This is a genomic window from Micromonospora sp. L32, assembly GCF_052068055.1.
Taxonomy (GTDB): Bacteria; Actinomycetota; Actinomycetes; order Mycobacteriales; family Micromonosporaceae; genus Micromonospora; species Micromonospora purpureochromogenes.
In genome coordinates this window covers 158,778-173,706 of sequence record NZ_JBQHDD010000009.1, presented here as the reverse complement: position 1 = coordinate 173,706, position 14,929 = coordinate 158,778, and the positions used below count along the sequence as shown (strand labels likewise).

The 14,929-nt window shown below is 70.1% G+C and carries 13 protein-coding genes and 1 pseudogene; 10 read left to right on the top strand and 4 right to left on the bottom strand.

Going from position 1 to position 14,929, the window contains the following annotated elements; genetic code table 11:
* The first annotated feature begins 494 nt into the window (after positions 1 to 494).
* The 5 genes from aceE (at position 495) to ACTMTB_RS24105 (ending at position 5,758) form a co-directional block, all read left to right on the top strand.
* A complete protein-coding gene (aceE, locus tag ACTMTB_RS24125; RefSeq protein ID WP_441148507.1) occupies positions 495 to 3,176 on the top strand; it encodes a pyruvate dehydrogenase (acetyl-transferring), homodimeric type in 2,682 nt (893 codons plus the stop codon).
* A gap of 62 nt (positions 3,177 to 3,238) precedes the next feature.
* Complete coding sequence (locus ACTMTB_RS24120; protein ID WP_441148506.1) at positions 3,239 to 3,589, top strand: hypothetical protein; 351 nt, start codon at positions 3,239 to 3,241, stop codon at positions 3,587 to 3,589.
* Positions 3,590 to 3,835: 246 nt separating this feature from the next.
* Positions 3,836 to 4,258, top strand: a complete 423-nt coding sequence (locus ACTMTB_RS24115; RefSeq protein WP_441148505.1) for a DUF2267 domain-containing protein — start codon at positions 3,836 to 3,838, stop codon at positions 4,256 to 4,258.
* Between the two features lie 155 nt (positions 4,259 to 4,413).
* Positions 4,414 to 4,806, top strand: a complete 393-nt coding sequence (locus ACTMTB_RS24110) for a DUF2267 domain-containing protein (RefSeq protein WP_441148504.1) — start codon at positions 4,414 to 4,416, stop codon at positions 4,804 to 4,806.
* A 40-nt stretch (positions 4,807 to 4,846) separates the two neighbouring features.
* A complete protein-coding gene (locus tag ACTMTB_RS24105; protein WP_441148503.1) occupies positions 4,847 to 5,758 on the top strand; it encodes a TIGR03619 family F420-dependent LLM class oxidoreductase in 912 nt (303 codons plus the stop codon).
* Positions 5,759 to 5,775: 17 nt separating this feature from the next.
* On the opposite strand, the gene ACTMTB_RS24100 is transcribed toward ACTMTB_RS24105, so the two are convergent.
* Positions 5,776 to 6,210: a TIGR03668 family PPOX class F420-dependent oxidoreductase gene (locus ACTMTB_RS24100; RefSeq protein WP_441148502.1), complete on the bottom strand. Its 435-nt coding sequence runs from the start codon at positions 6,208 to 6,210 to the stop codon at positions 5,776 to 5,778.
* Between the two features lie 108 nt (positions 6,211 to 6,318).
* Here ACTMTB_RS24100 and ACTMTB_RS24095 point away from each other — a divergent pair, with 108 nt between their 5' ends.
* From ACTMTB_RS24095 to ACTMTB_RS24075, 5 genes are all read left to right on the top strand, one after another.
* Positions 6,319 to 6,768 (top strand): VOC family protein, encoded by a 450-nt coding sequence (locus ACTMTB_RS24095; RefSeq protein ID WP_441148501.1) that lies wholly within the window; start codon positions 6,319 to 6,321, stop codon positions 6,766 to 6,768.
* A gap of 123 nt (positions 6,769 to 6,891) precedes the next feature.
* Positions 6,892 to 8,862 carry a beta-propeller domain-containing protein gene (locus tag ACTMTB_RS24090; protein WP_441148500.1) on the top strand — a complete coding sequence of 657 codons (1,971 nt, stop codon included), beginning with the start codon at positions 6,892 to 6,894 and terminating at the stop codon, positions 8,860 to 8,862.
* Positions 8,863 to 8,995: 133 nt separating this feature from the next.
* Complete coding sequence (locus ACTMTB_RS24085; protein ID WP_441148499.1) at positions 8,996 to 10,528, top strand: amino acid permease; 1,533 nt, start codon at positions 8,996 to 8,998, stop codon at positions 10,526 to 10,528.
* 446 nt (positions 10,529 to 10,974) lie between these two features.
* Positions 10,975 to 11,475, top strand: coding sequence for a VOC family protein (locus tag ACTMTB_RS24080; protein ID WP_441148498.1), 501 nt, complete (start codon positions 10,975 to 10,977; stop codon positions 11,473 to 11,475).
* Between the two features lie 468 nt (positions 11,476 to 11,943).
* A complete protein-coding gene (locus tag ACTMTB_RS24075) occupies positions 11,944 to 13,413 on the top strand; it encodes a dihydrolipoyl dehydrogenase family protein (protein WP_441148497.1) in 1,470 nt (489 codons plus the stop codon).
* A gap of 117 nt (positions 13,414 to 13,530) precedes the next feature.
* Here ACTMTB_RS24075 and ACTMTB_RS24070 read toward each other — a convergent pair whose 3' ends face one another.
* The 3 genes and pseudogenes from ACTMTB_RS24070 to ACTMTB_RS24060 form a co-directional block, all read right to left on the bottom strand.
* Entirely contained in the window at positions 13,531 to 13,704 is a 174-nt protein-coding gene (locus ACTMTB_RS24070; protein WP_441148496.1) for a hypothetical protein, read from the bottom strand.
* Positions 13,691 to 13,895: pseudogene (locus ACTMTB_RS24065) on the bottom strand (NF041680 family putative transposase); the annotation flags it as partial. The gene ACTMTB_RS24070 and the pseudogene ACTMTB_RS24065, both read right to left, overlap by 14 nt.
* Before the next feature lie 30 nt (positions 13,896 to 13,925).
* Positions 13,926 to 14,918, bottom strand: coding sequence for a TIGR03842 family LLM class F420-dependent oxidoreductase (locus tag ACTMTB_RS24060; protein ID WP_441148495.1), 993 nt, complete (start codon positions 14,916 to 14,918; stop codon positions 13,926 to 13,928).
* Positions 14,919 to 14,929 lie beyond the last annotated feature (11 nt).

Below are 14,929 nucleotides of genomic sequence, written 5' to 3'. Positions count from 1 at the left end.
TTCCTCCCGTTGGTAGCCGCCTGTCGCTGTGTTGCCGAGGTCCTTGTCCCCCTGGTTTCAGCTTGCCGGTTGCCGCGTCCGGTGCCGGCATACCCGTTCCGTGATTCGAATCGCTGACCGTGTCAGCGCGGGCGGCCGGTCGCGCAAGGCCCGGGCAAGGCGTTGTCACGAATCCCTGCCTCACCTGGTCCTTGGTGGTGGATCGGCGAGGCGGCTCGTCGACGAAACCGGAAGGCGCGGGACGAAGCATCGGTTCCGTGCCGATTCCTCGAGGTGTGGTGAAACGGAGGGTGTCGTGAGTTCATCGTTCAGCCGGTTCGCCGTCTCGCGGGCGCCTGACTCGCCGAGCGGGCCTCCGAGGAGATGCTGCCGGCACTGACTGCATTCGCTGGTAGCTGCGGCCGGAGCATCCCCGGCAGGCAGCTTTCCTGTCTCACCGTGTCGACCTCACGCCCTGCGGACGAGAGGTCCGGAACCGTCGGAAGGCGGCCACCATGACTGACATCGGGCGAAACAACCCAAGCGCACTCGATCATATCCCGGACCGCGACCCCGAGGAGACCGCCGAGTGGGCGGCCTCTCTCGACGCCGTCACCGCCGCGGCCGGACCGCAGCGGGCCTCGTACCTCCTGCGCCGCACTCTCGAACACGCTGAGGGCGTCGGCCTTGCGCTGCCGAAGCTGCTCGAGACCGAATACCTCAACACCATCCCGACCGCCGCCGAGCCGGAGTTCCCCGGTGACGAGGAGATGGAACGGCGCATCACCGCGTGGAACCGCTGGAACGCCGCCGCGATGGTGACCCGCGGCAGCCGCTATGGCCTGGGCGGTCACATCGCCACCTACGCCTCCGCCGCCTGGCTCTACGAGACCGGCTTCCAGCACTTTTTCCGCGGTAAGGCCGACGGCTCCGGCGACCAGCTCTACCTCCAGGGCCATGCCGCCCCCGGCATCTACGCCCGCGCCTTCCTCGACGGTCGGCTCACCGAGGGCCATCTCGATCGGTTCCGGCAGGAGGCGGGCGGCGATGGCCTTCCCTCCTACCCGCACCCGCGCCGGCTGCCGTGGCTGTGGGAATTCCCCACCGTGTCGATGGGCCTGGGCCCGCTGTCGGCGATCTACCAGGCGCGGTTCAACCGCTACCTGCAGCACCGTGGCATCAAGGACACCTCAGCCTCGCGGGTGTGGGCGTTCCTCGGCGACGGCGAGATGGACGAGCCCGAGTCGACCGCCGCGCTCGCTCTTGCCGGTCGCGAAGGCCTCGACAATCTCACCTTCGTGGTCAACTGCAACCTGCAGCGGCTCGACGGGCCGGTGCGCTCCAACTTCAAGATCGTCCAGGAGTTGGAGGCGCGGTTCCGCGCGGCGGGCTGGAACGTCGTCAAGTCGCTGTGGGGCTCGGCCTGGGACGACCTGTTCGCGCTCGACATCACGGGCGCGCTCGTCCGCCGGCTGCGCGAGGTCCCCGACGGGCAGTTCCAGACGTACGCGGCCCGGGATGTCGGCTACATCCGCGAGCACTTCTTCGGCGCCGACCCGGCGCTCGTCGAGATGGCGAAGGTGCTGACCGACGCGAAGATCGCCGAGTGCTTCCACACCTCGCGGGCGGGCCACGAACCCCGCAAGGTGTACGCCGCCTATCGGGCCGCCGTCGAGCACCGGGGCGCGCCGACCGTGATCCTCGCCCAGACGGTCAAGGGCTACACGCTCGGCCCCGCCTTCGAGTCGCGCAACGCCAACCACCAGATGAAGAAGCTGACCGGCGACGAGTTCCGCGCGCTGCGCGACCTCCTCGAACTTCCCATCCCCGACAGCAAGCTCACCGGTGAGGTGGTGCCGTACGTTCACCCCGGCGCCGATTCGCCGGAGGTCCGTTACCTCCACGAGCGCAGGGCCGCGCTGGGCGGGCCCGCCCCGGCTCGCCGTGTCCACCCGGTGGTGCTGCCCGCGCCGGCCGCCAAGCCCTTCGACACGTTGGCCAAGGGGTCCGGTAGTCAGGAGATCGCGACGACCATGGCCTTCGTCCGCCTGGTCAAGGACCTGATGCGGGACCCGGAGACCGGCCGGCGTTGGGTGCCGATCGTTCCGGACGAGGCGCGTACCTTCGGCATGGAGTCGCTCTTTCCCACCGCCGGGATCTACTCGCCGCACGGCCAGACCTACGACCCGGTCGACCGCGACACGCTCCTGTACTACAAGGAGGCCACGAGCGGCCAGATCCTCAACGAGGGCATCACCGAGGCCGGTTCGATGGCCGACTTCACGGCCGCCGCAACGTCGTACGCCACGCACGGCGAGCCGATGATCCCCTTCTACATCTTCTACTCGATGTTCGGCTGGCAGCGGACGGCCGACCAGATGTGGGCGCTCGCCGACCAGCTCGGCCGTGGCTTCCTCATCGGTGCCACCGCCGGCCGTACGACGATGACCGGCGAGGGCCTGCAACACGCGGACGGCCACTCCCACCTGATCGCCTCCACCAACCCGGCGGCGATCGCCTACGACCCGGCCTTCGCGTACGAGGTCGCCGTGATCGTCCGCGACGGGCTGCGCCGGATGTACGGCCCGGACGCCGAGGACGTCTTCTACTACCTCACGGTCTACAACGAGGCGAAGGTGCAGCCGCCCATGCCGTCCGGCGCGGACGTCGAGGAGGGCATCCGCAAGGGCCTCTACCGGTACCAGGAAGCCAATGCCACGGAGTTGGCGGCGGATGCCCCGCGCCTGCAGCTTCTCGCCTCCGGCACCGCGATTCACTGGGCCCTGGAGGCCCAGCGGCTCCTAGCCGTCGACTGGGGTGTGGCGGCCGACGTGTGGTCGGCCACCTCCTGGAGCGAGCTGCGCCGCGACGCTCTCGACTGTGACGCGGCGCGGCTCGAGGGTGAGGACCGGATCCCTTACGTGACCCGGGTGCTGAACGGCGCTCCCGGCCCGGTGCTCGCCGTCAGCGACTGGATGCGGGCGGTTCCGGACCAGATCAGCCAGTGGGTGCCGCAGGACTGGCACTCGATCGGCACGGACGGCTTCGGCCTCTCCGACACCCGTGCGGCCGTCCGTCGCCACTTCGGGGTCGACGCGCAGTCGGTCGTGGTCGCGGCGCTGGCAGCCCTGGCCCGGCGCGGCGAGGTCAAGCCCGAGACCGTTCAGGAGGCCCGCAAGCGCTACGGGATCGCCTGAAGGCACTCCTGCCTTGTCGTGATCAGGCCCATGATGATCAGGCGGCGGGTACGGTGAACGTCGTGGAGGATCTCGGCGCGAAGGTCTCGTATCTCGCGCTCCCCGTCGGCATCCGGGTCTACGACGTCGACTCGGCACCCGTCGGCGTGGTCGAGCACGTGCTGACCGACGAACCGAAGGACATCTTCCACGGCATCATCGTGGCACCGCCGGGGCCGGACCAGTCCCACCGCTTCGCCCACCGGGAGCAGATCGCCGACCTGTACGAGCGGGGGGTCGTGCTGTCGGTACCCGGTGCCGAGATGCACGAGCCGGGCGAGGACCCGCCGGCCGGAGTAGTCGAGGAAGCGGCTCACAAACCGGTGCAGGCGGACCTGCGCCGCGCCTGGCAGCGGCTGAGTCGACCCCGCTGAACCCGCCGGCAGGCCCGATGCCAGGGGGCCAGATCGGCGCTGCTCAGCGGCAGTTGATGCCGGCATCCCGTAGCGCGCCCTGGTGATTCGCCCGATGGGGATGAGGCAGGGTCACCCCCCGTCCCAGGAGGCTGTCGAGGTACCAGTTCGCTCGGCATCCGAGATGAAGTGTCCGATCGCGGCGCATTGAGGTCAGGGGCTCGTAACTGGCGGTCCGACGGCGATCGGGCCGGAGAGGAGAACCAGGTGGAATACCAGGATTTCATCAACGCAGTGGCCACGCGGGCAAAGGTGTCGACGGATCAGGCGGCGACACTCACCAGCGCGACGTTGGAGACATTGGCAGATCGGATCAGCGCCGGCCAGGCTGATGACCTTGCCTATCAGCTTCCCGAAGGGCTTGACGATCACCTGCGCAAACCCCCACCGCTTAGCGGGAGAGGGGAACATGCCAAGTCGTTCGGGCTCGAAGAGTTCGTGCGGCGGGTGGCGGACCGCCCGGCCGTCGACCGTGCGCTCGCCGGTGCCGGGGTCAGCGCGGTGCTCACCACGCTACGTGAGGCTGTTTCCCGTGACGAGTTCGACAACGCGGTGGCCCAGCTTCCGAACGAGTTCCGGCAGGTGATCGAACCGGTGGGTGCCCGTGGCGGGCACCGGCCCGGTTCGTAGCACGCACGGTTGAGGCAGGAGCAGGTGCGCCCGCAGCCGGTCGGGGCGCGCGCCGGCGCGGAACGGCGCCCGCAGGTGGAGGCACGAGAGAGAACAACTCTCGACGCCGGTCACGGACGCCGCGACGCACCCCGACTGGTTCGGAAGGAGAACGCGTGAACTACGCCGAGTTTCTCGAAGCGGTGGGGAAGCGGGCCGGAATGCCGGCGGCGGAGGCGGCGAACGTCGTCGGAGCCACCCTGACAACCTTGGCGGAGCGGGTCAGTGGCGGCGAGGCGCGGCACCTGGCCACGCGGCTCCCCGAGGAGTTGCGAGGGTACCTGCACAAGAACGTGGACTTCGCCGAACAGCTCGACCTCGTGGAGTTCCTCAACGAGGTAGGGGTTCGCGCGGGAACGGATGGCGACCGGTCCGCTGAGGTTGCCCGCGCCGTGTTGACGACTCTGCGCGAGGCGGTGAACGCCGAAGACCTCAAGGGCCTGGAATCCGAGCTGCCGAAGGACATCCGGCGGCTGCTTCATCCGTTGGACCGCGGCATCGGGGGCTGAACCGAGCCACGTCCTGGTCCGATCCGGGTACGGTGCGCGGGTGGAGGTTGGATTCGCCCCGCCCGTCTCCGGCTCGTGGGCCACACCGGAGAGCATGATCCACGTCACCCGCCGCGCCGAGCAGCTCGGATACCACTCGCTCTGGACGTTCCAGCGGCTCCTGGTCCCCGCCGACCTCGGCTGGAGCGAGACCTACCACAGCGTCCAGGACCCGGTGACCACGTTGGCGTTCCTGGCGGCCCACACCACGCGGGTCCGGCTCGGCGTGGCGGTGCTCAACATGCCGTTCATCTCTCCGGTGCTGCTGGCCAAGCAGACCGCGACTCTCGACATCCTGGCGGGCGGACGGCTCGACGTGGGACTCGGCCTCGGCTGGGCGGACGAGGAGTATCAGGCGACGGGGGTGAGCAAGCATCGGCGGGGCCACCGGGCCGAGGAGTTCCTCGCCGTTCTTCGCGCTCTCTGGCAGAACGACGTCGCCGAGCATCGCGGCGAGTTCTACCAGGTCCCGCCGACGCGCCTGGAGCCGAAGCCCGTGCAGCGGCCACACCCGCCGATTCTGCTCGGTGGCCAGGCGCCCGCCGCGCTGCGCCGGGCCGGCCGGCTCGCCGACGGCTGGGTCAGTGGCAGCCAGGCGGACCTGCCGGGCATCGGCGAGGCGGTCGCGACCGTCAAGGCCGCCGCTGCGGAGGCCGGCCGCGATCCCCGCTCACTGCGATTCGTCTGCCGCGGCGCCGTCCGCGTACGCCCGGCGGGCCCGCCCGAGCGCGAGCCGCTCACCGGCACGCTCGAGCAGATCCGGTCGGATCTCGGCAGACTCGCCGAAGCCGGCATCACCGAACTGTTCGTCGACCTCAACTTCGATCCGGAGATCGGCTCACCCCGCGCCGACGCGCAGGCGTCGCTGCGCCGGGCCGACGAGGTGCTCGACGCCCTCGCTCCGACCCGCTGACACCCCCGGACCGGCGCTCACCCGGCCGGGTTGGCTGCCGCGTCCGCCGCGGACCACGCCGACCAGCCGGTCACCGCTACCGCGATCACCGGCCCGGCCGGTGGTCGCTGGACGTACTGCGGGTACTTGTCGGCCAGCGCCGCGCGGGCCGCGGCCTCTTCCGCGCGGTCCTCCACCAGCCGGCCGTGCCCGTCCAATCGGACCCACCACAGCCGTGACCAGTCCTCGTCGTACTCGTCGACCAGCAGGCAGGCATGTCCCGTCGCCTGGATGTTCTCCAGCCGGCGCAGCCGCCGGTGACGCTTGGGCTTCTCGTCCACCGCGTGGTAGACGACATCGTCGAGCAGGACGAAGCACACGGGCACCAGGTGTGGACGCCCATCCGCGCCGACGGTGGTCAGCCGGGCCACCCGGGCCGACCCGACCCGGTGCCGGATGTCGTCGGCGGGCACACGCCCGACCGTAACAGCCGACACCTGCCGTGGTGACTCGTTGTGGCCGGCGGGTGTGCCGGCGCCGCACCCGGGTAGGCCCTCCCGATTCAACCCCGGGGAGGCGTGATGGCGAGCGAGGCGCCCGACTACTTCCAGCCCGAGGCTGGTCTGGTGCTCACGCACCTGCTGATCGTTCGGGACGTGGACCGTTCCCGGGAGTTCTACCAGCGGGTGCTGGGCGCGACGGTGGTGCGGGAACGCCAGCCGGCGATCCTGCGGTTCCACAACAGCTACATCGTGATCAACGACGAAGGTGGTCCGACCGACGACAAGCCGGGCGTGCAGGCACAGGCGCCGCCGGATCCGAACACGCTCAGCAGCGCGATGAACGTCCGGGTCACGGACGTCCGAGCCGTCTACGAGCAGTGGCGGTCACGGGGTGGGGAGTTCCTGACCGAGCCCAAGGATCATGGCGTCGAGATCCGGTGCTACCTGCGCGACCCGGACGGCTACCTGATCGAGCTCGGTCAGGGCACCGGGATCCTTGCCGAGATGGGTCGCGCCGCCTCCGACTGAGCGACCGACACCTGCGGGGAACCCAGCCCGGGGCAGCCACGTCGTAGGGGCATGACGGGTAGCAGCGCCTCCGATCCAACGGCCGCCACCGGCGTCCCCCGAGTCATGACGCCAGCTCGGGTCATGGGACTGGCCCTGGTCGCTGGCCTGGCGCTGGTCACCGGCTGTACGGCGGAGCCGGTCCCCGTGCCGCCACGTGACCGGGGAGTGCCGGCCGGCGGGTTCCGCCTCGTCTCGTTCGACTCCTGCCCGGAGGCGCTGCGGCAGCTGAAGACGGCTGCCAAGGCGTACGTCGGGCCCTGGGGGTTCGGGTCGAACGGGGACATCCGTACCTTCGGCCGCGCCGAACAGGCTGAGGCGCCCGCCGCAGCGGGGCGGGCGGACGCGGCGGCCAAGGCTGCCGCCCCCGGCTACTCGGGCACCAACACGCACGAGGCCGGCGCCGATGAACCGGACCTGGTCAAGACCGACGGCAAGCGGATCGTCACCGTGAACCGAGGCAAGCTGTACGTGGTCGACCCGGCCACCCGCCGGCTGACCGGAGAGCTGGAACTGGCACCGGGCGCCGATGGGTACGGCGGGGGCGAAGACGGCCTGCTGCTGCAGGGTGACCGGGCGCTGGTGCTGCGCCGCGACGGGTGGGCCGGGATGGCGAAACCGGCCGTCCCCGGGGGAGGCGCGCCGGCAGACGCCCCGACGCCGGACGGGATCGTCGGGCCCCAGCTGATCATGGTCGACCTGTCCGGCGCGCCGAAGATCATCGGCGAGTACCGGATCGACGGCGGTCTGGTGGACGCCCGCCAGGTGGGCACGACGGTCCGGGTCGTGGTCCGCTCCGCGCCCCGGCTGAACTTCCCGTACCGGGAACGGGCCACCGATGGGCAGCGCACCGCCGCCAACCGCGAGATCATCGACAACGCCACCGCCGACGACTGGCTGCCCCGGTACGAGGTCACCTCCGGCGGGCGAACCAGCGCCGGACGGGTCGGCTGCGAACGGGTGAGCCGGCCGGCCACCTACTCCGGCACGTCGCTGGTGACCGTGCTCAGCTTCGACCTCGGTGCGGCCACGCTCGGCGCCGGCGACCCGGTCACCGTGATCGCCGACGGCGACACCGTCTACAGCAACGGACCCCGGCTGTACGTCGCCAACGACCAGCGCTGGCGGGTGCTGCCGATGCTGACCGAGCGGAACATCGCACCCGATCCCAAAGACGAGACCACCGAGATCTACCAGTTCGACATCTCGGGCGCGGGTGCCCCGCGGTACGTCGCCGCCGCGTCCGTACCGGGCTGGCTCATCAACCAGTACGCCTTGTCCGAGTGGGACGGGCACCTGAGAGTGGCCACCACCAGTGGCCGTACCTGGGGCGACAAGCCGAACTCGACGTCCGGCGTGTACGTCCTGCGCGCCGACGGTACGGCGCTGACCCAGGTCGGCAAGGCCACCGGACTGGGCAAGGGGGAACGGATCTACGCGGTACGGTTCGTCGGCGGCACCGGGTACGTCGTCACCTTCCGGCAGACCGACCCGCTCTACACCGTCGATCTGCGTGATCCGAAGGCGCCGAAGGTGAGCGGCGAACTGAAGATCAACGGGTATTCGGCGTACCTGCACCCGGCCGGCGACGGACGGCTGCTCGGTGTCGGGCAGGAGGCGTCCGACGAGGGCCGTATCCAGGGCACCCAGCTCTCGCTCTTCGACGTCGCCGATCCGGCCGAGCCGAACCGGATCGCCCAGTATCACGTCAAGCAGGGGCACTCCGAGGCGGAGTTCGACCCGCACGCGTTCCTCTACTGGCCGGCCGAACGCCTGGTCGTGGTCCCGTTGACCGTCTATGGCACGAGCGCCGTGAGCAAGCCTGGCAGCCCGGGCCTGCCGAGCAACGTGGCGCTGGCGCTGCGAGTCGGCGACGGCGGGTTCACCGAGGCCGGCACGGTCGACCACACGCTGGGCACGCGCCGCGCCGAGGATCCGGCGCCGATCCGCCGCTCACTGGTCGTCGACGGAGTCCTCTGGACCGTTTCCGACGCCGGCCTCAAGGCGACCAGCCTCGCCACCATGAAGACCCTCGGCTGGCTGCGTACGGCGTGACCCCCATGGCGGGTCCTTTTCCCGCCCGGCCTGCGCAAGAAGGCACGGCAGGCACCACGCGCCAGGTTTGTTCGTCCTGATTCGGGTCATTCGTGGGCAACATCAGGTCGGGGAGACGGTGAGGTGACTGGTTGTGAGCCTCTTGCGCAGGAAGTCCGTCGAGCAGTCGATGCGCGACACGGAGCAGCCGGAGCACCGGCTTCGCAAGGACCTGTCCGGCCTGGATCTCACCGTGTTCGGCATCGGGGTCATCATCGGTACGGGCATCTTCGTGCTGACCGGGGTGGCCGCGAACCAGACTGCCGGGCCGGCGGTCGCGCTGTCCTTCGTCGTGGCCGGTATCGCCTGCGCGCTGGCGGCGCTGTGTTACGCGGAGTTCGCGTCCACCGTGCCGGTCGCCGGCAGCGCCTACACCTATTCGTACGCGGCGCTCGGCGAGCTGATCGCGTGGATCATCGGCTGGGACCTCATCCTGGAGTTCGTCCTCGCCGCTGCGGTGGTGGCGGTGGGCTGGTCACAGTACTTCGCGGTGCTCCTTGAGACGCTCGGGCTGACGCTGCCGTCCGCCATCACCGGGGGCGAGGGCGGCGCGTTCAACCTGCCCGCCGCGTTGATCGTGTTGATCCTCACCGCGGTCCTGGTCGCCGGCATCAAGGTCTCGTCGCGGCTGAACGCCGTGGTGGTCACCATCAAGGTGGCGGTGGTCCTCTTCGTGATCGTCGCCGGACTGTTCTTCGTCAAGCGCGACAACTACACGCCGTTCGTCCCGCCGGCCGAGCCGGCGTCGGGCGGTTCCGGCGCCGATGCGACCCTGCTGGAGGCCGTCTTCGGGCAGGCCCCCGCCAACTTCGGGATCAGCGGCATCTTCGCCGCGGGTGCGCTGGTGTTCTTCGCGTTCATCGGCTTCGACATCGTGGCCACCGCGGCCGAGGAGACCCGGGTGCCGCATCGCGACGTGCCGCGGGGGATCCTCGGTTCGCTGGCTGTCTGCACCACGCTCTACGTCGCCGTCTCACTGGTGGTGGTGGGAATGCAGAACTACGCCGAGCTGGACACGGCGGCACCGCTGGCTGCGGCGTTCCAGGCCGTCGGGCAGCCGTTCATCGCCAACCTGATCACCGTCGGCGCTCTCGCCGGGCTGACCACGGTGGTCATGATCCTGATACTGGGGCAGAGCCGGGTCGCGTTCGCCATGAGTCGTGACGGGTTGCTGCCGCGCTGGTTGGCGCGGGTGCATCCGCGCTTCGGCACCCCGCACCGCATCACCGTCATCGTGGGCGTGGTGGTGGCCGTGCTCGCCGGGTTCATCCCGCTGGAGGAACTCGCGGAACTGGTCAACATCGGCACCCTGTTCGCGTTCGTCCTCGTCGCGGCGGCGGTCATCCTGTTGCGCCGTACCCGGCCGGACCTGCCTCGCGGCTTCCGCGTCCCCTGGGGACCGGTGATTCCGACTCTCGCGATGGTGGCCTGCGCCGTGCTGATGCTGTTCCTCACCGTCGAGACCTGGCTGCGGTTCTTCGCCTGGATGGCGCTGGGGATCGTCGTCTACTTCCTCTACGGCCGTCGTCGCAGTCGCCTCGCCCACGACGGGCAGGAAGGCCCACCGATGCCTGGCCAGCCGGACCTCGACACCGGTTTCGGCTCCTCGTCGCCCCCGCCGCGCTGACCGGCTGATCGTCCCGGCCGAGGACTCCCGGCGCGTACGCCGTCGGTCAAGGTTTCCCTCGCGAGCGGCTTGAGGTCCGAGGCCATCGTCGTGCGGTCCATGGCGATCATGTCAGCGAGGCTGCCGATGTTATGTCTCCGTGAGCACCGAGCTTCTGCCGGGTGCTGAACTGCGTCGCACGAAGACCGGACGAGGCCAGCGCCTTGTCTTGGGTCGCGCCGAGGGGCCGCCTTGCGCAGCGCCAGGTTGTTGCACGGGTCGATGACTCTCGTCACCGCAGTACTCATATCGTGGCCCTCCAAGCTTCCCCAACCCGGAGTAGGAGCAACTGCTCCCATGCGTGAAGGGGGCTCAGTCCGGACCGCCTGACGATTCGCCAATAGGTGTACATCTAGGACGATATGCTTCAACTCCGCGACCGCAGAGGTGCCCTGACGGTCCGCTATGTGACCGAGGCGATGGAAGGACATCCCGTGGATCTGAAGCTCGAACTCATCATGCTGCCGGTATCCGACGTCGATCGGGCCAAGGCTTTCTACGAGGCGGCGGGATTCCGCCTGGATGTCGACAAGGCCGTCAGCGAGGAGTGGCGGGCGGTGCACTTCACGCCGCCCGGTTCCGAGGGCTCGATCATGTTCGGCACTGGGATCACTTCCGCCGCACCCGGCTCGGCCCAGGGCCTGTACCTCGTCGTCTCGGACATCGAGGAGGCCCGCGCGGAGCTCGTGGGTCGCGGCATCGAGGTGAGCGAGGTGTTCCACGATGCCGGCGGACTGATGTACCACGGCCACGACGGCGGAGACATCGTCCACCGCGCCGCCGGCCAGGCGCGGATCGCCGGCCCGCAACCCGCCCGTGCCGACTACGGCTCCTTCGCCACCTTCAGCGACCCGGACGGCAACGGCTGGGTACTCCAGGAGGTCAAGAAGCGGGCCCCCGGTCGCTGACACCACCTCAGTCGCCGAGGGCACGACGGGACGGGACCAGCCTACGTGGCGGCCGGCCCGCTCCGCCCTCGATGCGCATTGGACCTCGTCGGCCGCGTCGCCGCGCAGCTCCCCGATGAAGGACCAGTGCGTCGCAGGGCAGGGCCAGGCACCGAGAGGCGGCTGCCGCCGGGGCGCCCTCCGCGGCCTGAGCGTGACCACAGCCATACGCCGTACGGTGGCGCGGCTGGGCCGACCGGGGACCAGGGCACAACGGCGTTCAGCCGAGATGCAGGCCAGGCTCACGGCCCTCCTCGGCGACCCGAGGCGCGACCTCGGGCACCATCGCCGGCATGCAGCGGCATCAGCGGGCGCTTCGGCGGCGAGCCGGCGTACCGCAGACACGACCAGGACGCCTCGGCCCGGTAGCCCCGCTTCTGCGGAAGCCGCGAGCTTCACGGAGTTTCAGACGCAGTGATGGAGGTGGCAGTGACGAAGGAGGCACCCCGCACCTACGACGTGGTCGTCATCGGCGCTGGCCCGGTCGGTGAGAACGTGGCCGACCAGGCCAGCGCCGCCGGGCTCAGCACCGTGATCGTGGAGCGCGAACTGCTCGGCGGCGAGTGCTCGTACTGGGCCTGCGAGCCCAGCAAGGCGCTGCTGCGGCCGGTGCTGGCACGCGCCGACGCCCGCCGCGTCCCCGGGCTGCGCCAGGCGGTGGCCGGGCCGCTGGACGTCGAGGCGGTCCTCGCGCATCGTGACAAGATGTCCGCGTACTGGAACGACGAGAACCAGGTCGACTGGCTGGACGCGGTTTCCGTCGACCTGATTCGCGGCCACGGCCGGCTCGACGGCCCCCGCCAGGTGGCGGTGCAGACCCCTGACGGCGGCGCTGTCCTGCTGAAGGCACGGCACGCCGTCGCCATCTGCACCGGCACCAGCGCGGCCCTGCCCGACACACCGGGACTCGACACCGTACGCCCCTGGACCAGCCGTGAGGCCACCAGCGCCGACCACGTACCAGGCCGTCTCGCGATCGTCGGCGGCGGCGTCGTGGCCGTCGAGATGGCAACCGCCTGGCAGGCGCTCGGCGCCCAGGTGACCATGCTGGTCCGCGGCGACGCCGGACTGCTGCCGAGGATGGAGCCGTTCGCCGGCGAGCTGGTCGCGGACGGGCTTCGCGAAGCCGGCGTTGACATCCGGTTCGGGGCCTCGTTGACAGCCGTGGCGCGCGAGGACGGCGAGGTGCGGATGACGCTGGCCGACGGCGCAGAACTGGTCGCCGACGAGATCCTGTTCGCCACGGGCCGAGCCCCGCGGACGGCAGACCTCGGCCTGGAGACCGTCGGTCTCACCGCGGGCGACTGGCTGACCGTGGACGACACCGGCCGGGTGACCGCCGTCGCCGACGGCTGGCTCTACGCCGCCGGCGATGTCAACCACCGGGCACTGCTGACCCATCAGGGGAAGTACCAGGCCCGGATCGTCGGTGCCGCCATCGGCGCCCGCGCCAAGGGAGAGCCGGTCGACGACGCCAGGTGGGGCGTGCACGCCACGACCGCCGACGGCGCGGCCGTGCCGCAGGTCGTCTTCACCGATCCGGAGGTCGCGTCCGTCGGCCTGACCACGCGCGAGGCGGATCGGGCCGGACGCCGGGTCGAAGTGGTCGACTACGACATCGCACGCGTCGCGGGCGCGCACCAGTACGGCGAGGGCTATCGCGGCCAGGCCCGCATGCTGGTGGATGTGGACCGCGGCACGGTGGCGGGAGTCACCTTCGTCGGGCCCGGCGTTGGGGAACTGCTGCACTCGGCCACCGTCACGGTTGCAGGCGAAGTGCCGGTGGAACGGCTCTGGCATGCCGTGCCCGCGTTCCCGACGATCAGTGAGGTCTGGCTGAGGCTGCTGGAGACCTACCGGGGCCGGCAGCAGGATCAAATGCTGCCGGCGGAAGCCTGAGTTGTTGCCGGCTCTGTTCGACCGTGAGCATGTGTTGGATGTCGACTTGGTGGCGCCACTGTGACCAGCGCAGACGGTGAGCGAGGTCGCGGATCGGCTGGATGATGAAGGTGTTGATCAGACGGCGGACTTCGTTGACGTCAGCTTGATCAATTTGGTGTCGGTGGGATCGTCGGCTCCGTCGGTGGCGGCGTCAGCGGCGCAGATCGCCAGGACGGCGAGGGCGGCCAGGGCGAGGGTGGCGTGGCGGTGCCAGGAGTCCCAGCGGCGGACCTGGGATGTTCGAATCACCCGCCTGCCACTGGCCAGCCGATCAGCCGCCCCACGATGTCCCGCAGTGCCCGGCTGTGACTGCCGCCGCATCATCACCCGGCGCCAACCGCACAGCCTCCAAACAGCGCGGCCCACGAACCAGGGCCTGACTCCAACGCCACGACCATCGACCACGGCCAGCCAGGGACCATGACGGTCTGGTCCGTGCCGCTGACATGTGCGGCGGCACGGCCGGCGCGTCAGACCTGCGTGATCACGTTCTTGCCGTACGAGGAGAGGGTCTTCTCCTTGTCGTCGTGCATGAGGTAGAGGGCGAAGTTGTGCACCCCGATCTCCTTGAGCTCCTGCAGCCGGTCGACATGGGCTGACTCGGGGCCGACGAGGCAGAACCGGTCGACGATTGCATCGGGCACGAAGTCGGTGGACGGATTGCCGGCGCGGCCGTGGTGTGCGTAGTCGTAGCCCGCGCGGCCCTTGATGTAGTCAGTGAGCGCCTTCGGCACGACCCCGGAGTCGCCGTAGCGGGCGACCAGGTCGGCCACGTGGTTGCCGACCATGCCGCCGAACCAGCGCAGCTGATCCCGTTGGTGCGCGAGGTTCGTGCCCACGTAGGCCGGCGCGGCCACGCACATCGTGATCGAGTCGGGATCTCGACCTGCTGCGGTGGCCGCGTCGCGTACCGAGCCGATCGTCCAGCGGGCGATGTCGGGATCGGCCGTCTGCAGGATGAAGCCGTCGGCCTGCTCGCCAACCAGCCGCAGCGCCTTCGGGCCGTACGCGGCCATCCAGATCTCCAGCCGGCCGTCCCGCACCCACGGGATGCGCACCGGCGTGCCGTGGTGTGCGACCTCGTTGCCTTCGGCCAGCTCTTTGATCACGTGCATCGCTTGCTTCAGCGTGGCCAGGCTCGCCGGCGACTGACCGATGACCCGCCGGGCCGAGTCGCCGCGGCCGATCCCGCACACCGTGCGGTTGCCGAACATGTCGTTGAGCGTGGCGAAGAGCGACGCGGTGACCGACCAGTCGCGGGTGCTCGGGTTGGTCACCATCGGCCCGACGATCAGGTGCTTGGTGGCGGCGAGGACCTGCGAGTAGATGACGAACGGCTCCTGCCACAGCACGCAGGAGTCGAACGTCCACCCGTAGCGGAACCCGTTGTCCTCGGCGGCGGTGAGGCCGGCCACGACGTCGCGAGCCGGCGGGTCGGTCTGCAGTACGACACCGAAGTCCACGGCTTCTCCTT